Genomic DNA, 19,232 nt, shown 5'->3' with positions numbered 1-19,232 from the left:
TTAGATTGCTCCGCACAGCTTATGGAGTGAACGCCGAAAGCAAAATCCTGGAGAACTGGCTTTCAGGCCTTTTCAAAGTTGGCATTCGTGCCGAGCCATTTACAGGAGAGGCGCTGTGGGTTACCCTCACAACGCCATCTATAGTCTAACCCGTTAAGGGAACTCAATTCTTCGGGAGACGCTATTGAAGGAAATATTTAGACAAGGGGGGAACCACCTGTTTCTTCCGTGACAGTACTCCAGGCAGGAAGATACCTCCTTTGTCCAAGGGTTTATCAAAGGCCTTGGCTATTTCCTCAGGTTTGGCACCGCTGATGAACAATTCCGTGTTTTCCTCCAGCAGATCGGTCACCATCAACATAAGGTAATTCATAGCTCGCTGACCGCGAATCTCTTCAAGCCTTTGAGATAATTCGACACGCAATTGATCCAGCCCTTCAAGCCCCATGACGCTGAATTGACCGATTCCGATCCGGAGATCTCCCATAGTAAATTCTTTGAGATCTTCTTCGATCAATTCATCCACTTGCCGTTCCCTGAGATTTGAAGCCGCCTTGAACATTTGCACTCCAAATTCCTTGGGATCTACTCCGGCGATTTTTGCCAGGTAGGTAGCATTCTCCTTATCAATCTCTGTACAGGTGGGAGATTTAAAGATGACTGTGTCGGATAAAATAGCTCCCAGCATGATTCCGGCTATAGCTTTCTCAGGAACAATGTCCCAATCCCGATAGCATTTTGCTACTATCGTACAAGTAGAACCTACAGGCTCATTGCGGAATAAAATCGGCTCTCCGGTTTGGATACCACCCACCCGATGGTGATCTACCACCTCAAGAATCTGGGCTTGATCCGTTCCCACCACAGCTTGCCCAAATTCATTATGATCCACGAGAATTACTTTTTTCCGACTTAAGCTCAGAAGATGATAGCGGCTGATTAATCCGACGACCTTTCCCTGCTCATCTAGGACAGGGTAATTGCGAAAACGGGTTTCCAGCATCTTCTCTTTGACTTCTGAGATAAGATCATCTTCATTAAAAGAGATAATTCCCTCTGTCTGCATGGCATTTTGCACTGGGGCGGTCATAGGCAGAAGCCGGGCTGCCGTAAAGGTATCATAGGGTACGGAGATGACCACACAATTCTGCTGACGGGCTAAGCCCTCCAGCTCCGGTGCTAAGGTGGCGCCCCCTGTAAGGATCAAGGCCGATACGCCCTGACGGAGAACGCTCTCCTGTGCTGTCTGCCGATCTCCCATCAATACAATATTACCGTTACCCACATAGGCCTCTAATGTCTCATGGCGCATGGCCCCCACATAAACATTCCCTTTGAGGTCCTGCTCTTCACTGCCTACCAATAATCGTCCGTCCAGTGTTCGTATTACGTTTTTCACCGGTATATGAAGAGATTCCAACTCATGATCCGCCATGCTCTCAATATAGGAACCGGATAAATCACCCACCGTGATCATCCCGATCATTTGGTCGGTATGATCCACCACAGGAAGTGTCTTTTGGTTATTCTCCTTCATGATCTTCCAAGCTTCCAGAAGAGAAGTTCTTGGTTTAACGGTAGGAATAGGACCATTAAGCATATCTTTAACTCGGAGATGAAGATCCTTCAAAAATTCCGGAGCCTCCACTCCGAAAGCATTTAATACGAATTCTGTCTCACGATTGATTTTTCCAGCCCGATAAGGAATAACATTGCCCATACCAAGACGTTGCTTTAAGCGAGCATAGGCAATAGCTGCGCAAATAGAATCGGTATCCGGGTTTCGATGACCTACTACATGGATTTTTTTTGGCACGTTGTTCTATCCTTTCTTAATTAATTATATCGGATTCTCTTAGAGAATAGCCCGGAGAAGATCTATAAGCATTCCCAATCAAAGCTTAACAAGTCTAGCATATTCCGCTATTAGCTTTTTGATTTCGCCCCCAAAAACCACAGAAAGTTCAGCAGAGTTTCCTTCTCCTTTGATGGCCACAATCACGCCCTTGCCAAATTTGGCATGCTCCACTTTTTCTCCCACTTTATAATCTACCCCAGGGGCATCTTGTATAGGATTACCAATGGTTCTCTCCCCAGTTCTCCAAGGTGATGGCCCCCCTGCCGGGGTCGTTCCTACGCTTGCCATAGAGGAGCGAGGCTTCTGGGCCCGGACTGGCGGGGGATCGATAGGATCCCGATCCACGAGGATATGGGTGGGAATTTCTTGAAAGAACTCCGAAGGGCGATTGTATTGAGTTCTTCCATAAAGCATCCGCTGCTGTGCATAGGCCAGGTAGAGACGTTCCCGGGCACGGGTTATGGCCACATAGCAAAGTCTCCGTTCTTCTGCCAAAAGTACCGGGTCAAGCATGGAGCGGCTGCTGGGGAAGATCCCCTCCTCCATTCCTCCTAAGAAAACCACAGGGAATTCCAGCCCTTTAGCACTGTGGATGGTCATCATAACCACAGCATCGTCTCCCTGATCTAAGGAGTCGATCTGGGCTACTAAGGATACTTGTTCCAAAAATCCTGCCAATCCGGGAACAAGAGCTTCTTCAATCCCCTCCTGTGCAACCACGTTTTCATAATTATCCGCTTTCTCATCATACTCTGCAGTCACGGATAAGAATTCGCGAAGGTTTTCCAGTCGGGCTTCCGCTTCCGGCGATTTATCACTAACCAGATTATCCCAATATCCGGTACGCTTTAATACTTCTTCGACCAATTTAGTTACTGAGCTCTCTGCAACAGCTAAGGCCTTAAGCTCTTGCATAAGGTGGGCAAAGGCCAGCAAAGGCTTCTTAGCCCGGGACTGAAGTTCAGGGATATAGTCTGCTTCCATGATAGCATCCAGAACAGGCATTTCCTGTTCATTAGCATAGTCAAGAATCTTTTCTAAAGTACTCTCCCCTAATCCCCGCTTCGGAACATTTAAAACGCGGGAAAAGCTCACTTGATCCGCCGGATTATGGAGGATCCGCAGATAAGCCAGGATATCCTTGATTTCCATGCGCTCATAGAATTTAAGTCCTGAAAAAATCCGATAAGGGATTCCTTCCTTCATAAAGCGCTCTTCTATGACCCGGGATTGAGCATTGGTACGGTAGAGCACGGCAAAATCATTGAACTTGCGGCCTTCCACATTAAGCAAGCGTTGAATACGCTCGGCAATATAGCGGGCTTCATCATGCTCATTGTCTGCCACATAATAGACTATGGGCTGTCCATCCTCATTTTCCGTCCACAAGGACTTTTCTTTCCGCTCCGTATTATTCTGAACCACCGAGTTGGCAGCCTGCAGAATAGATTTGGTTGAACGGTAATTCTGCTCGAGTTTCAAAGTTTTGGCTTCAGGATAATCCCGTTCAAAATCCAGGATATTCTGAACATCTGCCCCACGAAACATGTAAATGGATTGGTCATCATCTCCTACCACACAAAGGTTGCGGTATTTCTTAGCCAGAAGATTGACCAAAGCGTATTGAGCATGGTTGGTATCCTGATACTCATCCACAAGGATGTAACGAAATTTATCTTGATACTGGGACAGCACCTCAGGATTTTCTCGGAATAACCGAACCGTCAGCATGATGATGTCATCGAAATCCAGCGCATTATTAGCCAGGAGCTTCTTTTGATACAGCTCATAGACCCGTTCGGCCTTTTGCTCGAAGTAATCTGTAGCTCTGCGGGAAAAATCTTCCGGCGTAAGCAGCTTATTCTTCGCATCACTAATCACAGATTCGATGGCCCGAGGCGCGAATTTCTTCTCATCCAGGTTCAGTTCTTTCATGCAAGACTTGATTACGGCCAACTGATCCCCACTATCATAAATGACAAAGCTCCGCGAATATCCGGGCAGATAGCCGATCTCGCTTCTTAATATCCGAACGCAAGCGGAGTGAAAGGTCGCTACCCAAAGCCCTCTTCCTTCACTGCCCACCAAGCTATAGACCCGCTCACGCATTTCCTGAGCTGCTTTATTGGTAAAGGTAATGGCCAGAATATTCCATGGTTCAACGCCTTGGGCGATTAAATGCGCTATACGATACGTTAAAACCCGTGTTTTTCCGGATCCTGCCCCCGCTAATATTAATAAGGGGCCTTCACGATGCTCTACCGCTTGGCGCTGAACCGGGTTCAAATCCTCTAAACGATACATTTCTTACTCCACCTCACTATTCGACTTTTTATTATATCATAGGAAGGGGAGCTTGTTTAAGACTTTCCTTTAGATTTCATAACAAAACAAGCCACCGTAGTAAAACGGCGGCCTGTTTAAGCCATGACATTGCTCATCTAGGGTTGTGATTGTGGGAAAGTGATATTACATCGTCATCGTCTAGAGGGATGATGCGGTTGATATGCCCATGAGCAACGCTGGCAAAATAACAACCTCAAATTATTCAAACTTATAGTTTCCGCTGGCATCAATAGTAATCTTATTGTCCAATGTTACCACATTGGTATAGCCTTCAGCTTTCAGATGAGCCTGAGCCACTTTCGCACGGGCGCCTACTGCGCAATGAACCAGGACTAAAGCATCTTTGTTAGGAATGGCTTCCTTCACTTTGGCGATGGTTGCGGCATGATCCACAGTGAATTGATCTCTGACACCGAAATTCAATGCGCCTTCAATATGTCCGGCATCATATTCACTCTTATCACGGGCATCGAGGACATAATAGTCTTTACCAATAGTTCCTTGCATTTTCGCTACCCAAGCATCAGGCTTAAGTTGCTCAGAGCTGGCGGTTATTTTAGTGGCACCAAAATAGCCTTTGGCATCAAAAGCAGTCCATCCGTCAAGGGCAAAAGTATTGACATAACCTTTGTCCAAGAAAGCTTGAAGATTCTTTTTAGCTCTTCCACCGGATTTACAATGGACAAGGATGACTGTATCTTTGGATACACCTTGCAGTTTTTCGTCGATAACATCGGTATTTCCTGTGCCAAGGGTTGCATTAGCATCAATATTGATTGATCCTTCTAAGGCTTTCTCCAGTTTGATTTCATCGGGAGTTCTTAAGTCTACGATATAGTAATCTTTGTTAATGGTGCCTTTCATTTTGGCTGACCAATCATCCCAGCCTAAGGTGTTGGACTCTACTGTAGGAGCAGCTGCAGCCGGTTGTTCAGGTTGAGCAGGAGTTTCCGGTTTAGCCGGTTCTTGACTTGAAGGCGGTTGAGCAGGTGTGGTGGTAGCGGTCGCGGATCCGCAACCTGTAATGAGACTGAGAACAAGTAGAAGAGAGATAACCAGAGTAAAGGCTTTTGATTGTTTAAACATTCTTTTTCCCCCTTTTATTATTTAAACCGACTCGTAATGAGTCAATTTAATTCAGAAGTTTGAGTAGTCAATAGTCTCTTTCAAAAGTCTATGATTCCGAGCATGACTCATGAAAGCCTGGAGAATGTCCTCTAATTCTCTAAGAGCAGCGATGAAAATACGTCCATTGGCGGGAAGTTCTTCAATGGCCTTTTGCAAATCCGGCAGCCAGTCAAAATGGTCCTGGCATAACTGCTTGGCCTCTTTTTCAAAACCGCTGCCCACCAGAAAGGCTAACAATTCCAACAAGATGACAAGGTGGTCCGGCATCATGGTGTATTCCTGTGGGATTTCCAACCCAAAGGACTTAAGGATATGTTGAACATGCTGTGCAGAATCCCCCATAAGGTACCCTTTTTGATTTTTAAAGGGTACTTGAAAACTTTCATCTGTGGTCCATGGTTTATAGATGGACTCAATGGGTGGTGCAAAAGGCTTTTGAACTCCCAAGAAGCAGCGATTATATGAGGTTACCCACTCTTCGTAGCTTAGAGCATCCTTCTCGAGTTCACTTTCAATGGGCACTCCTGCCCTTTGACTTAGTTCTTTTACCTGTAGGTCCACACTCCCCCCGCGGACCGCTTCACAGAAATCCTCATCGGGAAACGCAAAGAACTCTGCAAAAAGCCGTAGCAGATCCTGCAAGGCCTGCGGGGAGGGACAGGTGTTATTCATAGTCACACCTTCATTCTCGCTTAATGATGAGAATCCAGAGAGAATTTGCTCTCGGCATAATCGAACACTAGGATAATTAAGCCTATAGCCCCAATAATCAGAGACCATTCACTCCAAGTTGGCGAATAAGCATTGAATACATGCATAGCCTTGGTAGCTTCATCTGTAATTTGTAAGGGCACCACTTGACCGGCGTAGACAAAGTCCAGCCTGGAAAAGAGCAGACCAAGCATGGTCAGGATTCCGGCCCAGAAGGATAGCCCCGGGGATGAGAATTTGGATCGATAGAGAATCAGTAAGGGAGCCACAATTCCTGCAAGTACTTCCATCAACCAGAAAGGTACGGCCATAGGACCGGATATCAAGGCTTTAGCTGCCTGAGCCACCGTTATATTCTCACTGCCTAGAGATGTGCCTACCTTTACAGCCTGGAAGAGGGCAAAAACCATCAGGGCACCTGCTAAGATCTGACTTAAGGTTCTAGATAGCTCTTTTCCTTGAGAGTCTTGTGCAAAGGAATTGTACGAATTTTTATTGGATAGATAGAGAATAATCGACAGCACTGCAGCACCGGAAACCACCGCTGAGACGACCATATACGCCGGGTAGTAATACCCATCCCAAAAGCTGCGGGTGGTCGTGAATCCAAAAACTCTGCCTAAATTTATGATAGCGGATAATTTAACAACAAAGGACACATAAGCAATACCTGTAGCGACTTTGTGATTGTCTTTCATGGTGAAAAAGAATTCACCGAAAAGCAAAACCAGATAGAACCCATAAAAGACCCCCATCCAAAGAATTGGACTGGACAAATTAGGCAAAAGCAAGAGGTAAACCATCTTAAAGGGATTGGACAGCTCCACTGCCAGCACGATGAAAGCGGAAAGAAGCAAGAGTATGGAGGCAAGTAGAGCGCGCTTGGATAGAACTTCGAATTTCTTGATGCGGAAGACGTGGCCTAAGGAACCCACAAGCCCTGTCCCGGTAGCGGCAACTGCAAAGAAGACATAGCCGGAAATTAACGCCCCCCAAGGAACGTCCGGGGTAACTCCAAAGGCATGTTCCCCGCTGATCAGGTACTTATTAATGGCTCCTGCTACAGCAAAGGCCAACAAAAGAAGGGACAAATAGGTCCAAATACTTCGCTGATACTTTCTTTTTTCCATGAGCTCACCTCCTAAATCCGTTTACTCTTGGCATAGTAGATTCTCGGCTTGGTATGGAGATCAGCCCGGAGCTGAACAACTTCTTGGTTCTTGAGAAGTTCATGAAGGGGGCTATTGGGATCATCCAGGTCACCAAAAACGCGTACATCATTCATACAGGTAGATACGCAAGCCGGTGTTTCCCCATTGACCACATACTCAGCACAGAATCGGCATTTCTCCGGCACTCCGTGCTCATTAATGACCCGTGCATTGTAGGGGCAGGCCACCATACAATATTTACAGCCAATGCACTTTTGGGCATCGATTAAAACGATTCCATCTTCCCTCTTGTATGTCGCTCCCGTTGGGCAAACGGTTTGGCAAGGAGCATCGTCGCAATGCTGACATTGGACGGGAGTAATAAACCGTTGAACCTTAGGATATTTCCCTGTCTCCTGTTCGATAAGGCTGTTAAAATTCATACTCGGTGCTAAACCCCACTGGGTCTGGCAGGCGATTCGGCACGCATTGCAGCCTGTACATCTGTTGGGGTCAATGAACATCACATAGTCAGCCATCATTTCCCCCCCTTTGCAATAGTCACGATACATTCCTGTCCCATGACATGACCGGTCTTCTTATCTATCCGGGCAGGAATAAAATCGTTATAATTCACGCCTTTACCGAATCCAAGCTCTAACTTTTCGGAAAAGGTCCCATAAGTCGAGGGAATCCAAACACATTCCGGATGGAGACCTTCTGTTACATGAATCTGCACCTGCTTAGTGGCTATATCACTGGTGACTTTAACCCAGTCCCCCTCCTGAATACCTAGCTCAATTGCGCGGGAACTGTTCATCCACATGGTGGTTCCCTTTTTCTCTTCTGTGATAGCCATCAAATACGGATTATTGGTAGTCATAATATGGGAATGCCAGGGTTGTTTGCCATGAATCAAGCGGAACTCGTTGGTTTCCTTAGGCTCCACCAGGGGTGGCACCCATGTGGGTACACCCAGATACCCTTCCTTCCTCCAGGCTCCTATAGAGAACTCTATTTTTCCGGTAAAGGTGCTGAAGGTTAAGCCTTCGTCTTTGGGTAGTACTGAGGGCATAAGCTCTATACATCCCTTTTCCCGAAGTTCATCCACACTGATCCCTATGGGACCTAAAGCTACTTCCAATTCTTCCTCCACGGTATAGCCATAGAGATTTTCAATTCCGTAAGCCTTAGTCAAGCCTTTCATAATATCCAACAGGTCAAGACTCGAGGTGGTGCTCTCCAAAGCTTTAAAGCGGGTTGCCACTTGGGCTGCCGGCCAATAGATATTACCATTGATAACCTTTGGGTGCTCCGTCCGCTCCAGATAGTGGTTCTCAGGTAGAATATAATGGGCGGTATAGAGAGAGGTTTCATTCCAGTCATAAGGAATGCTTACTACTAAATCCGCATTTTTAATTTTCTTTTGGTATTCCGGTTCAGGGGCTGAACGCAAAGGATTGTAGGAGTAAAAGAATACCATTTTAGCTCTTCCCTTTTCGATCATGTCGGGGATCCTCTGGGGAATACCACGGGAAGGTTCCACTAAAGGATATTCTCTGGCTTCACCGGCACCGTCTGCCCGGATCCCTTTTACAGCAGTAGGCCCGTAATAGGTGGCCTCAGGATGACCGAAAGTAGTGCTGGCGGCTGGGAATAGTCCACCCGCTTTCCAGAAGTTGCCGAGGAGAGCGTTGATGATAATATTCAACATCATGGTCTCATTGGAATTTTGGTAGTGGGCGGCCAATCCGTGATAGCCCGGATCCAGGAAGGCTTGGGGAGCACTCTTGGCTAATTCCCTGGCGATTTCACGAATCTTATCCGCAGCAATACCACAAATGGCGGCTGCCTTATCGGCGCTAAAATCCTTATTATGCATCCAGAACTCGTCAAAGCCGTAAACGTATTGCTCCACAAAATCCTTATCATAGAGGTTTTCCGTAATTAAAGTGTGTGCGATTCCTAAAAAGAAGGCTAAGTCTGTTCCGGGCCGAATAGGAATCCATTCATCGGCGATGGTCGCCAATTCACAGAAACGGGGATCCACTACGATGATCCTGGCTCCTTTGGCCTTGGCTTCCGTTATCCGTTTCATAGCAGCGGGAATAATTCCCCCGGCATAGTTTCTTCCCACAAAGAGCATGGTTTTGGCTTGATCTAAATCCGGGTTAAACATACCGCCCACCATGTTTTGCCAGATATTGGTCTTAGCTGAAAAGCAGGTGGCATAGTGGGTTATATAGGTGGCAGAGCCGATAATATCCATAAATTGCTGAGCGTAAGTTTCCTTACCCCCATGGCAAGCCCAGACCATTTTATCGCCGCCATGCTCCTCCACAATGGCTTTCATCTTAGCCCCGACCTCCTGGAAGGCTTCCTCCCAGGTCATAGGTTGGAAATTGTTTTTGTCATCCACACGCTTCATGGGTTGGGTTACCCGTCCAGGGTTATACACATTCTGAGCAATCCCATGCCCCCGCGCACAGAGATGTCCCCTGGATTTCATATGAATTTCATTACCCTCGATCTTCCACAGTCTGCCGTTCTTCACATAAGCCCATACTCCACAGTAACTGGAGCATCCATTGCAAAGTGATGGAACCCGTGTGACTTCTGCAGTCTTGGCATCCTGAGCAAAGGCTTTGAAGTTCATATTCAATGCTTGAGGCAGAGCAACTGCTGTTGTAGTGGCCGCAGCAATTTTTAAAAAGGACCGACGTGATATTGGCCGCATAACCTTTCCTCCTTGTCCGTAATCCGTCAACCGCAACCTGCAGCACCTGTACTCGGTGGGAGATAGTTCAACGGAGTTAATTGGTAATATTCCTTAACAAGGTTGTGCACCGGAGTCACTCCTGTAGCTTCCTCCTCGGCACTCCAATAGCTCATTCCATACTTCAGAGCCACACAATCATAGCCTAAGGTGACCAAGCTTCGGGAACCCTGGCTGGCATCCATACCGTCATAGCCAATCAAGACTATGCGCTTATCCGGCGAGTAGCTCTTAACCTTATCCGGGTCGGCCAATTGATCGAGAGGAATATTGACAGATCCTTCAATGTGACCCTGCTGATAATGCTTCAGGTCTCGAATGTCCACTAAAAAGTAGTGGTCTGTAGAACCCTGTTGAAGCTCGCCATAAAGTTCTTCCGCAGTAATCACTCCTTTATAATTCCGATCCAGATACGTTCTGGTGGTCTGAGCTATATAATCCTGGGTTTTCCCCTCAGGGTATTTAATTTCTGGAGATGTATTCTCCGAAAGGACTATTGGATTGACTTCTGTAACTAGAGTGTTGTTAAGGGGTTGACCGGGAAATGCTTCATAACCGATGGATGATGCTTCCTGTGTCCAGCTTTGTACTCCATAGAGAAGCGGTACCGCCTGATATCCCAGCTGATTCCAAGTGGCAGCTGTTTGCGCTGCCTGATGGCCATTATAGTCAATAACCACCAGGGTTTTGTCTTTGGGCAAAGCCTCTAGCCTTTCAGGGTCAGAAGTTTGAGCGTAGGGAATGCTGACTGAGCCTTGGATATTGCTATTGATGAAATCCTGATTGGCTCTTATATCCACTAAGTAGTAATGATCATTACGCTCCTGAACAATTTGATAAAGCTCCTCGGGCGTCATAGAGACCACTTTATCACTTGAGAGAAAATCCTCCACGACTTGCCTGACAGATTCAAACTGTTCCACCAAAGGCGCTTCACTACTACCCGGTTCAATTACAGCCGCCGGGCTTGTGTGGGAACACCCTGCCAAAGCAAATGCAAGAAGCGACATCCCAAGCAGGGTCTTAAATCGAAACCGATGCTTCATTTGCTACTCCTCCTTCTTCAATGCTAATTAGTAATTGTGATAGTATTCACGTATAAAGGCTAGGCAATACCGGATTCTTGCTCGGCTAATAAAACTTACCTTCGTAAAGTTCTTAATTCTGCCTATAATGTAACTTTTATCACAACTTACTCTTATCCTAACATAACTTTTTAACTTCATCTGTGACTAAAGTACAATTGCGAAAAAAGTCAATATTTGGCCAGTTGCTCTTACCCCCTCCAAATCACTTCAAAAAATATAAAAAAATGTGAAGAACAGTAAGTTTATCTTCACATTTCAGGAGATTTTTATCTAAATTTTATAACCCTATTGGGTGAGTTTTTCTAATTCCTTAGGATCCTTGATATCCAGACGTCCTCGCGATAACGTTAAAATACCCAACCGTTCAAACCCTTTTAGTTCCCGACTAATAACTTCCCGTGCTGTACCCAGCTCTCGAGCAAAGCCTTCATGAGTCATGTAGATAGGAGACCTGCCACCACTACTGCTGGAGAATAAGAGTTGTGCCAATCGCTTTCTTACCGGGACAAAGGCAATACTATCCACGACCTCTGTCGCCTCGAAAAGTCGGTTGGAAATATCATTGATTACAAACCGATAGAAGGGTTCTGATTCTACAAACGACTGCGCCAAAAACCTGCGGGATACCCAAACCACCTTAACGTCAGTCTCTGCTGTAACTGTGACCGTGTTTCCCTTAAAATCCCCTAATACACAGGCTGCCGATAGAGGACAAATCCTTCCTTTAAAAATATGATAGATTGTCACTTCCCGTCCGTCCTCTGAACTCATGGCCACCCTTAATTTACCGGATAAAAGTAGTGCTAAGCCATGACAATAGGATCCCTTTTCTGCAATCACTGTACCGGCAGGAACTTCTTGAATATTTGAATGGTCCACTAATGTCTCAATCTGCTTATAGGATAACTCTCGAGCAAAGCTGAAGGTTTCGATTAATTCCTCGACAATACCTTTAGTTTTACCTTCCATTCATCATCCTCCTCGATCTCTTATTGCTGCATGCTTCGACACTTGTGCAAGAATATCCTGTTAAATTTTAGAATAAATCATAAGAAATACAAGAAAAGAATTCTTCAAAACAAATCATAGCCACTTGACGACTTATATTATTATATCATATTATTTGAATATAGTAATATAGATTGCAGAATAGGCTCTTCATGATAGAAAGGCGGAATCTCTTTGGATCATGGTTACGCAAAATACAACGAGGTTGCTGAATTACTCAAGGTTTTGGCTCATCCGGTAAGACTTTGTATTGTAAGCAAGTTGCTGGAAATGGGGGAGTCCAATGTAACCTCCATGCATACTTGTCTCAATACTCCTCAGTCCACAATATCACAACATTTGCAGAAATTGCGTTCCGCCGGTATCGTGGAATACCGCAGGAGTGGATTAGAAATTTATTACAAAATAAAAAATCAAAGAATTACCCAACTTGTCAGCGATGTTCTTCAAGAAGTGTAAAAGAAAGGATTGACCAATATGAAGAAAAAAGTACTCATTGTCGGTGGAGTGGCCGGCGGAGCCTCCGCAGCAGCTCGACTAAGACGTTTGGATGAAGAAGCAGAAATCATCCTTTTTGAACGTGATGACTACATCTCTTTTGCCAATTGCGGATTACCTTATTATATTGGAGGAGCTATTAATAAACGGGAGCGATTAATGGTTCAGACCCCGGAAGATATGAAAGCCCGCTTCAATATTGATGTTCGAATTCGCAGTGAAGTCATAAAGCTTGATACAGATAACAAGAAAGTTCTCGTCAAAAGCCAGTCCAGAGGAACCTATGAAGAAAGTTACGATTCCATCGTTCTCTCCCCCGGCGCAAAGGCTTTGCGACCCAATATTCCCGGCATAGACAGCAAGAGAATCCTCACTCTCCGCAATATTCCCGATACGGATGCTATCAAAGGCATAGTGGATCAAAAAGGCGTTCACAGCGCCATTGTCATTGGCGGTGGTTTTGTGGGAGTTGAGATGGCTGAAAACCTCAGGGAACGGGGATTAAATGTGACTCTCGTCGAAGCCGCCCCCCATATCCTCGCCCCCTTTGATACGGATATGGTGGTCCTTGCGGAGAAAAAGCTCGTGGACCACGGAATTCGCCTCATATTGAGTGATGGCGTAAAATCCTTTCAAGATCTGGATAACCAAGTTGAAGTGACCCTGGCCAGTAATACGAAGCTCCAGGGAGATTTTATCATCTTAGCGATTGGCGTCACTCCTGATACAGGATTCCTAAAAGAAAGCGGTTTAGAACTGGGACCCAAAGGCCATCTGATCGTTAACGAATCTATGGAAACGAATATTCCCCATGTCTATGCCGTGGGGGATGCTGTCGAGGTCTTGGACTATATAACCAAGACAAAAATGGCCATTCCTCTGGCCGGTCCGGCTAACAAGCAAGGACGAATTGCAGCGGATAATATCGCCGGATTAAATTCAACCTACAAGGGCACTCAGGGGACTGCAATCCTCAAGATTTTTGATCTCACCGCGGCCAGCACCGGTGCTAATGAGAGAACGCTGCAACGGGCCAATCTACCTTTTCATGTAATTCATATTCATCCTGTTTCCCATGCTTCCTATTACCCTAATGCTTACCCTATGACCCTAAAGCTCATCTTCGGTAACGATGGAAAGATTTTCGGCGCCCAGGGCATCGGCGGGGATGGGGTAGATAAACGCATTGACGTTATCGCCACGGTCATCCGCCTTGGGGGGTCCATTGAGGATCTAACCGAACTGGAATTGGCCTATGCACCGCCCTTCTCCTCAGCTAAAGACCCTGTCAATATGGCCGGGTATGTGGCTCAGAATGTTTTATCCGGTAAAGCTCACATGATGGTCTGGGACGACCTGAAAAAGATAGACGAAGACTATATTTTTGTTGATGTTCGGACTAAAGTTGAATTTGCTATGGGTCATGTGGAAGGAGCTATAAATATTCCCGTGGATGACCTTCGCCAGCGTATCCAAGAGCTGGATCCTGAAAAATTAATTATTGTCTATTGCCAAGTCGGGTTAAGAGGCTATTTCGCCGACCGGATTCTTTCCCAAAAGGGCTATCGGGTCTTAAATCTCACCGGTGGCTATACCACTTACTCCATCCAAGGCTTTGATCCGAATAAAGCCTTAGATGACTACAAAAAAGAATTTAACCCCTACCCTTGCTGTGATGATGAAGCAGCCATCGACCCAGATACTCAAATGATCAAGCATTAATGGATTCATAAATGCCAAGGTGCTTAAACAAAAAAGGTGTTTAAAATAAAAGGAGGGCTCTCAAAGGATTGAGATGCCCTCTTTTTGTCATTCAATGCTATTCCAACTCAAAACGAGATCAACCATCTACTTAACCTCTGAGAAAGTGCTGGTCTGCAGATGATAATCCGGGTTTGTAATTTCAAAGTTCGAGTCGTTGATGCCTGACGTTACATACACCTTTTTATCGGCGGTGATGAATATTGCTTCCGTATCGGGCATTTCTTCGATCATTTTCATACCTTCCTCAAGGCCCAGAAGGAAGGTACCGGTGGATAAACCATCGGCATTAATAGACTCCTTAGTAATGATGGAAACACTGATCAGCCCATTTTCTCCGGGATAGCCTGTGTCCGGATCAATCAGGTGATGATAGACTTTGCCATCTTCTTCGAAGTATCGTTCATAGGTCCCGGATGAGACCATGGTCTGGTCATTGAGCAGAGCCACACCCATGGATTTTCCTCTGATTTCATAAGGATCCTGCAAGCCAAGCCGCCAAAGAGATCCGTCGGGTTTGGTATTTATAGCCACAATATTGCCCCCAAGGTTAACAATGGCGTGCTTGATTCCAGCCTCTTTGAGGATTTTTGCCGCCTCATCCGCAGCATACCCTTTGGCGATAGCCCCCAAATCCACCACCATACCCTCTTGGTTCAATTTAGCACTCGAACTTTCTTTATCGAGAATAAGCTCATGATAATCAACCAAAGGTAACTTCTCGTTTATTTCATCTTCACCAGGGACCCGAGCATTATCTGAGCCGATATTCCAAAGCTTTACAATGGGGCCTACAGTAATATCGAATTTTCCTTGAGAAAGTTCAGCGAAATATTTCGCCTTCTCTAAAACGTAAAATGTATCGGCGTTTATTTTCACAAACTCCTTACCTGAAGCTTTATTCAACTGGATAATCTCACTGTTTGGATAGTCATCATTAATAGTCATTCTTTGCTCAATATCTGTGAGACGATCAAAAATCTTCTGAAAGATCTCTTTATCTGTAATCTCATCGTAGATGGTGATCTTTGCTACTGTCCCCATCAAAAAAGTTGTTTCGACTACAGGTTCAAACTCCTTCACCTTGGTCTCTGTAGCCAAACATCCCACTAGAGAAAAGCTCAAGCATAAACAAGTTAAAATCATAATTAACCTAGATTTGAAGGGTGACGGTCTTAAAGCTCGCATAGTATAAGAAAACCTCCATCTTTGAGAGTAAGAATCCTGTCTCAAGCTATATTATAGTATGAATTGATGTTTTTTAATAGGAGAAAGAAATGAAGAAGCAGTAGAAACCGCTTCTTCATGGTATTAGTATTATTTTGCCTAAAAACTATTATTTGGCACCTTCAAGAGCTTTTTGAGCTAGTTTGAAGAACTCACCTACTGTTACGGATACCCCAGCGATATCATCGGAATGACCGGCATCATCTTTGTAGGTGATCTTAGTCGGATCTTGAGTTTTCAGGAGATGAGCTTCTGCTTTTTGTGCTTGCACAGCCCATTCACCTTGGTTTCCAGGGGCGAGTTTGTAATCACCGTTAGTGGATTGAACGTCTTTATTTGGCTTGGTAGCGTCCTCAGGAATACCGTTCCAGTCAACACCAACGATAGTTCCATTCTTAACTACGATGCTGGCCATGTATTTCCAGCCCTTTTCAAATTTTTCGTCAGCGGCGTAGTAGATACCATCTTTATAGGAACCCTGGGCAATCGGTCCCTTGTCTAAAGCAGCTTTAGCCAGCTCGAAGAAGTCCTTAACTTTGATGGATACTCCGGCAATATCATCAGTTTTACCTGCATCATCCTTGTAGTTAACCTTAGTGGGATCTTGAGTTTTCAGGAGGTAAGCTTCTGCTTTTTGTGCTTGTTCGTGCCATTCTGCTTGGGCTTTCCCTTTTTCTTTCATGCCATATTCGCCATCTGCAGATAACGTATCTTTATCTTTGCCGCCTTTAACGTTTAAGCCATTCCAATCAGCAGCTACGATATTTCCATTGACTACAGTAAGGCTAGCGGAATATTTCCAACCATCTTTACCATACATAGGGGCTTCAGCATAGTATGCACCATCTTTATATGGACCTTTGTCTACTGGACCAGCATCCAAAGCTTTTTTAGCTAGTTCGAAGAAATCCTTAACACTGACGGATACGCCGGCAATGTCATCGCTATGTCCTGCGTCATCCTTATAGTTGATCTTGGTGGGGTCTTGAGTTTGAACAAGATAGGCTTCTGCTTTTTCGGCTTGCTCATGCCATTCTGCCTGAGCACCACCTTTTTTCATACCATATTGACCAGAAGCAGAGAATGCAACTTTATCCGGTCCACCTTTTTCATTGGCGCCATTCCAATCAGCGGAAGCGATTTTACCGTCTTTAACTTCGATGGTCACCATATACTTCCAACCTTTGGCAAATGCATCTTGCTGTGCAAAATAATTCCCATCTTTATATTTTCCATCTTGAGCAGGAGCCGGATCCTTAACCGCGGTAGCCGGTGTAGTTTGGCCACCTGTGCACCCACTTAATACGAGAACAGTACCTAAGGCAAAAACTGACATTATAGATTTAATCTTTTTCATTTCCTTCCTCCTCCTTGTGAAACTACCTTTATACACTTTTTGTTGAAAACTAAGTCTTTCAGAACAGCCCCTCTCCTGTCCCCCTTTCCGTAGTCTTCATAAAGTAATTTGAGAAAGCACTTGTAGAGAAAAAGAAGATAAACACAAACTTACATATACTTGCACCTTCAATAAATGTAATTGCAATACATGTTTCGACAATATATGTATTCGCAATATTTGTCACAACAAGCTTTTCTCAAATAGACTTTATCAGAAAGAGGTTTTTCTGTCAATACATAAATTTAGAATTCTTTCAATTTAAATAATTAATAGATAATTAATTTTCGGAAACCTAATTATCAAAACTTCAGTTCCCATTAAACAATCAAAATAGCGGTCAAGAATCCCCCTTATGGACTCTTGACCGCTATACTCCAGCCTTACTACTTCTATAGTATCCCATTTATTATTCCATTCTCTATAATCCAAATGATCCCTAGAAACACGACGAAACTCACAAGAGCTACTCCGTCCTTAAGAGTGAATTTGAACCGATAATGGTACAACTCCTCGGGGCTCACTTTATCAACATATTCTTGAATTTTATCAATTTTTTCGAAGGAATCAACGATAAGATTAACGATAATCTGAGAAATCCCTTTCACATTAATTCTGAGCTTACGCCTCTCTTCCCCAACTACAGCACGCATTTTTTCTCCCAAGCTCTTTTTAACTTCAGAGCCTGTATCTTTCAGCTGGTCTACGATACACATAACAACCTTCAAATAATCTTGAACCGGCAGCCCCAGCCTTTTTAAAGGCATTAAAAATTTATCCAGCATTCCGATAAAGGTTCTCATTGGCGTGGTGTGGAAATACAGGATACTGATATACCAAATAACAAAAATCTTAAAAAGCCTTAGGAAAACCGCGCCAAACCCTTGGAAAGCAAACATGGGATTCCGGGAAAAATAAAAGAAGAGAGCATTCATTAACAAGCCGAAGAAATAAGGAATAAGTACAATAATTCCAAAGGACGCCCCGCTGATCGCTATTGTTCTCAAATCAACCTTAAAAACCCATGCGATCAGGATTAAATAAATGCTTAAAAGTCCAAAGCTCAAAGGGTACCGGAACCAAAAGGGCATAACCATAAGCAGAATCGCTAGGATTAGCTTGACAAGTCCATCCATCCTAAAGTATTCCGCTTTATTTAACCCCTTATTTTCTTCGTCAGAATGTATTGCTGTTAAATCCTTCGCCATAGGCCACTCAAATCTCTTCTACTGTATTTCATCTTAATTCCCTTCTACACCGGAATCCTGTACTTCTTTATTGTCATTCGTTCCGGTATGGATAAGTTCCCGATCATCTCCAGGCTTTAAAGCAACCTGCTCTTCCGCACTTTCATGGGGCTCAGGATCTTTTTTGAAAATTTCTTTTTTATTTATTTCATTAATTGCCAGTTCACCTATACTCCCGGTGACCAAGCCTGTAACCACGGCGGATATAAGAAGTATTGGCAAGTAATAGAAAACCACCGCTTGACCAAGAATGAAGGATGCAATGGTAATCTGGGTCGTATTATGAACGATAGCTCCAGCAATGCTTATTCCCTTAATACTGAAAAATCTGGAGAGTTTTCTGTACAGCAGCCACATGACCAGTGCACTTAATATACCTCCCGTCAAGCTAAAGGCAAGCATCATTACGCCCCGGGTCAGTATAGCCACTACAAAACAACGGACTAACACAATAAATAAGACATCTTTAAATCCCAAAAAAACAATGGCGATCATGGTAATAATATTACCCAAACCCAGCTTAATACCGGGTACAGGAATTGGTACGGGAATGAAGGATTCAAGAAAGGATATAATGATCGCATTGGTGACCAGGATGATAATTATCGCAAAGCGCTTACTTCTATTCATATTCATCACCCTCAATGGTCACTATGGTTCCCGCAGGCAAACAGGCCGCGAAATCACCGGGCTTACTCAAAACTCCGGATCTTACACAGATTTGGTCAGGACATTGGGATTCTAAAAATCGAATCGTTCCGTTCTCAGCAACTATCGTTAATTCAATTCCATCTTCATAATGAAAATGCTGGGGTTCAGTTACACTATCTAGATTAATTCTGGCAACTTCCTTACCGTCCCGGGTAATGACAGCAATATGTTCCCGCCCTGCACTTTTTGCTCCTGGATTAATCTGATTCCAGAGCCAAGGCATTGCCGCACCAACTCCGATTAAGAGAACGACCAGAATAATGATCAAATCACCTTTTTTTCTTTTACCTTCTGCTTTCATGTTTATCTCCAGTCCCCTATACCCG

16 protein-coding genes are annotated in these 19,232 nt (G+C 44.6%); 2 read left to right on the top strand and 14 right to left on the bottom strand.

What is annotated here, in order from left to right; genetic code table 11:
• Positions 1-181: 181 nt before the first annotated feature.
• The 9 genes from DESDE_RS06915 to DESDE_RS06875 form a co-directional block, all read right to left on the bottom strand.
• Positions 182-1,816 (bottom strand): putative manganese-dependent inorganic diphosphatase, encoded by a 1,635-nt coding sequence (locus tag DESDE_RS06915; RefSeq protein WP_014793329.1) that lies wholly within the window; start codon positions 1,814-1,816, stop codon positions 182-184.
• Between the two features lie 78 nt (positions 1,817-1,894).
• Complete coding sequence (gene pcrA / locus DESDE_RS06910) at positions 1,895-4,162, bottom strand: DNA helicase PcrA (RefSeq protein ID WP_014793328.1); 2,268 nt, start codon at positions 4,160-4,162, stop codon at positions 1,895-1,897.
• Positions 4,163-4,402: 240 nt separating this feature from the next.
• On the bottom strand, positions 4,403-5,290 hold the full coding sequence (locus DESDE_RS06905; RefSeq protein WP_014793327.1) for a rhodanese-like domain-containing protein: 888 nt from the start codon (positions 5,288-5,290) through the stop codon (positions 4,403-4,405).
• A gap of 51 nt (positions 5,291-5,341) precedes the next feature.
• Positions 5,342-6,004, bottom strand: a complete 663-nt coding sequence (locus DESDE_RS06900) for a TorD/DmsD family molecular chaperone (protein WP_014793326.1) — start codon at positions 6,002-6,004, stop codon at positions 5,342-5,344.
• 20 nt (positions 6,005-6,024) lie between these two features.
• Positions 6,025-7,173, bottom strand: a complete 1,149-nt coding sequence (nrfD, locus tag DESDE_RS06895; RefSeq protein WP_014793325.1) for an NrfD/PsrC family molybdoenzyme membrane anchor subunit — start codon at positions 7,171-7,173, stop codon at positions 6,025-6,027.
• A gap of 11 nt (positions 7,174-7,184) precedes the next feature.
• A complete protein-coding gene (locus DESDE_RS06890) occupies positions 7,185-7,733 on the bottom strand; it encodes a 4Fe-4S dicluster domain-containing protein (protein WP_014793324.1) in 549 nt (182 codons plus the stop codon).
• Positions 7,733-9,931, bottom strand: coding sequence for a respiratory selenite reductase catalytic subunit SrrA (srrA, locus tag DESDE_RS06885; RefSeq protein WP_014793323.1), 2,199 nt, complete (start codon positions 9,929-9,931; stop codon positions 7,733-7,735). The genes DESDE_RS06890 and srrA overlap by 1 nt, the downstream gene beginning before the upstream one ends.
• A 26-nt stretch (positions 9,932-9,957) precedes the next feature.
• Positions 9,958-11,016 carry a rhodanese-like domain-containing protein gene (locus DESDE_RS06880; RefSeq protein WP_014793322.1) on the bottom strand — a complete coding sequence of 353 codons (1,059 nt, stop codon included), beginning with the start codon at positions 11,014-11,016 and terminating at the stop codon, positions 9,958-9,960.
• Positions 11,017-11,343: 327 nt separating this feature from the next.
• Positions 11,344-12,027, bottom strand: coding sequence for a Crp/Fnr family transcriptional regulator (locus DESDE_RS06875; protein WP_014793321.1), 684 nt, complete (start codon positions 12,025-12,027; stop codon positions 11,344-11,346).
• Positions 12,028-12,240: 213 nt separating this feature from the next.
• Between DESDE_RS06875 and DESDE_RS06870 the strand changes: the two genes are divergently transcribed.
• Complete coding sequence (locus DESDE_RS06870; protein WP_014793320.1) at positions 12,241-12,525, top strand: ArsR/SmtB family transcription factor; 285 nt, start codon at positions 12,241-12,243, stop codon at positions 12,523-12,525.
• An 18-nt stretch (positions 12,526-12,543) separates the two neighbouring features.
• Positions 12,544-14,286, top strand: a complete 1,743-nt coding sequence (locus DESDE_RS06865; RefSeq protein WP_014793319.1) for an FAD-dependent oxidoreductase — start codon at positions 12,544-12,546, stop codon at positions 14,284-14,286.
• A 126-nt stretch (positions 14,287-14,412) separates the two neighbouring features.
• Here DESDE_RS06865 and DESDE_RS06860 read toward each other — a convergent pair whose 3' ends face one another.
• The 5 genes from DESDE_RS06860 to DESDE_RS06840 form a co-directional block, all read right to left on the bottom strand.
• The gene (locus DESDE_RS06860; RefSeq protein ID WP_242831400.1) at positions 14,413-15,435 is read right to left on the bottom strand and encodes an FAD:protein FMN transferase; all 1,023 of its coding nucleotides are present in this window, start codon (positions 15,433-15,435) and stop codon (positions 14,413-14,415) included.
• A 226-nt stretch (positions 15,436-15,661) separates the two neighbouring features.
• Positions 15,662-16,909 carry a major membrane immunogen, membrane-anchored lipoprotein gene (locus DESDE_RS06855; RefSeq protein ID WP_014793317.1) on the bottom strand — a complete coding sequence of 416 codons (1,248 nt, stop codon included), beginning with the start codon at positions 16,907-16,909 and terminating at the stop codon, positions 15,662-15,664.
• 431 nt (positions 16,910-17,340) lie between these two features.
• Positions 17,341-18,156, bottom strand: coding sequence for a CbiQ family ECF transporter T component (locus DESDE_RS06850; protein ID WP_014793316.1), 816 nt, complete (start codon positions 18,154-18,156; stop codon positions 17,341-17,343).
• Positions 18,157-18,189: 33 nt separating this feature from the next.
• Positions 18,190-18,825 (bottom strand): Gx transporter family protein, encoded by a 636-nt coding sequence (locus DESDE_RS06845; RefSeq protein WP_014793315.1) that lies wholly within the window; start codon positions 18,823-18,825, stop codon positions 18,190-18,192.
• Positions 18,818-19,207: a NusG domain II-containing protein gene (locus DESDE_RS06840; RefSeq protein ID WP_014793314.1), complete on the bottom strand. Its 390-nt coding sequence runs from the start codon at positions 19,205-19,207 to the stop codon at positions 18,818-18,820. The genes DESDE_RS06845 and DESDE_RS06840 overlap by 8 nt, the downstream gene beginning before the upstream one ends.
• Positions 19,208-19,232: the final 25 nt, after the last annotated feature.

The sequence above is a fragment of the Desulfitobacterium dehalogenans ATCC 51507 genome, assembly GCF_000243155.2.
Classification (GTDB): Bacteria; Bacillota; Desulfitobacteriia; order Desulfitobacteriales; family Desulfitobacteriaceae; genus Desulfitobacterium; species Desulfitobacterium dehalogenans.
This window is presented reverse-complemented; position numbering and strand designations above follow the sequence as displayed.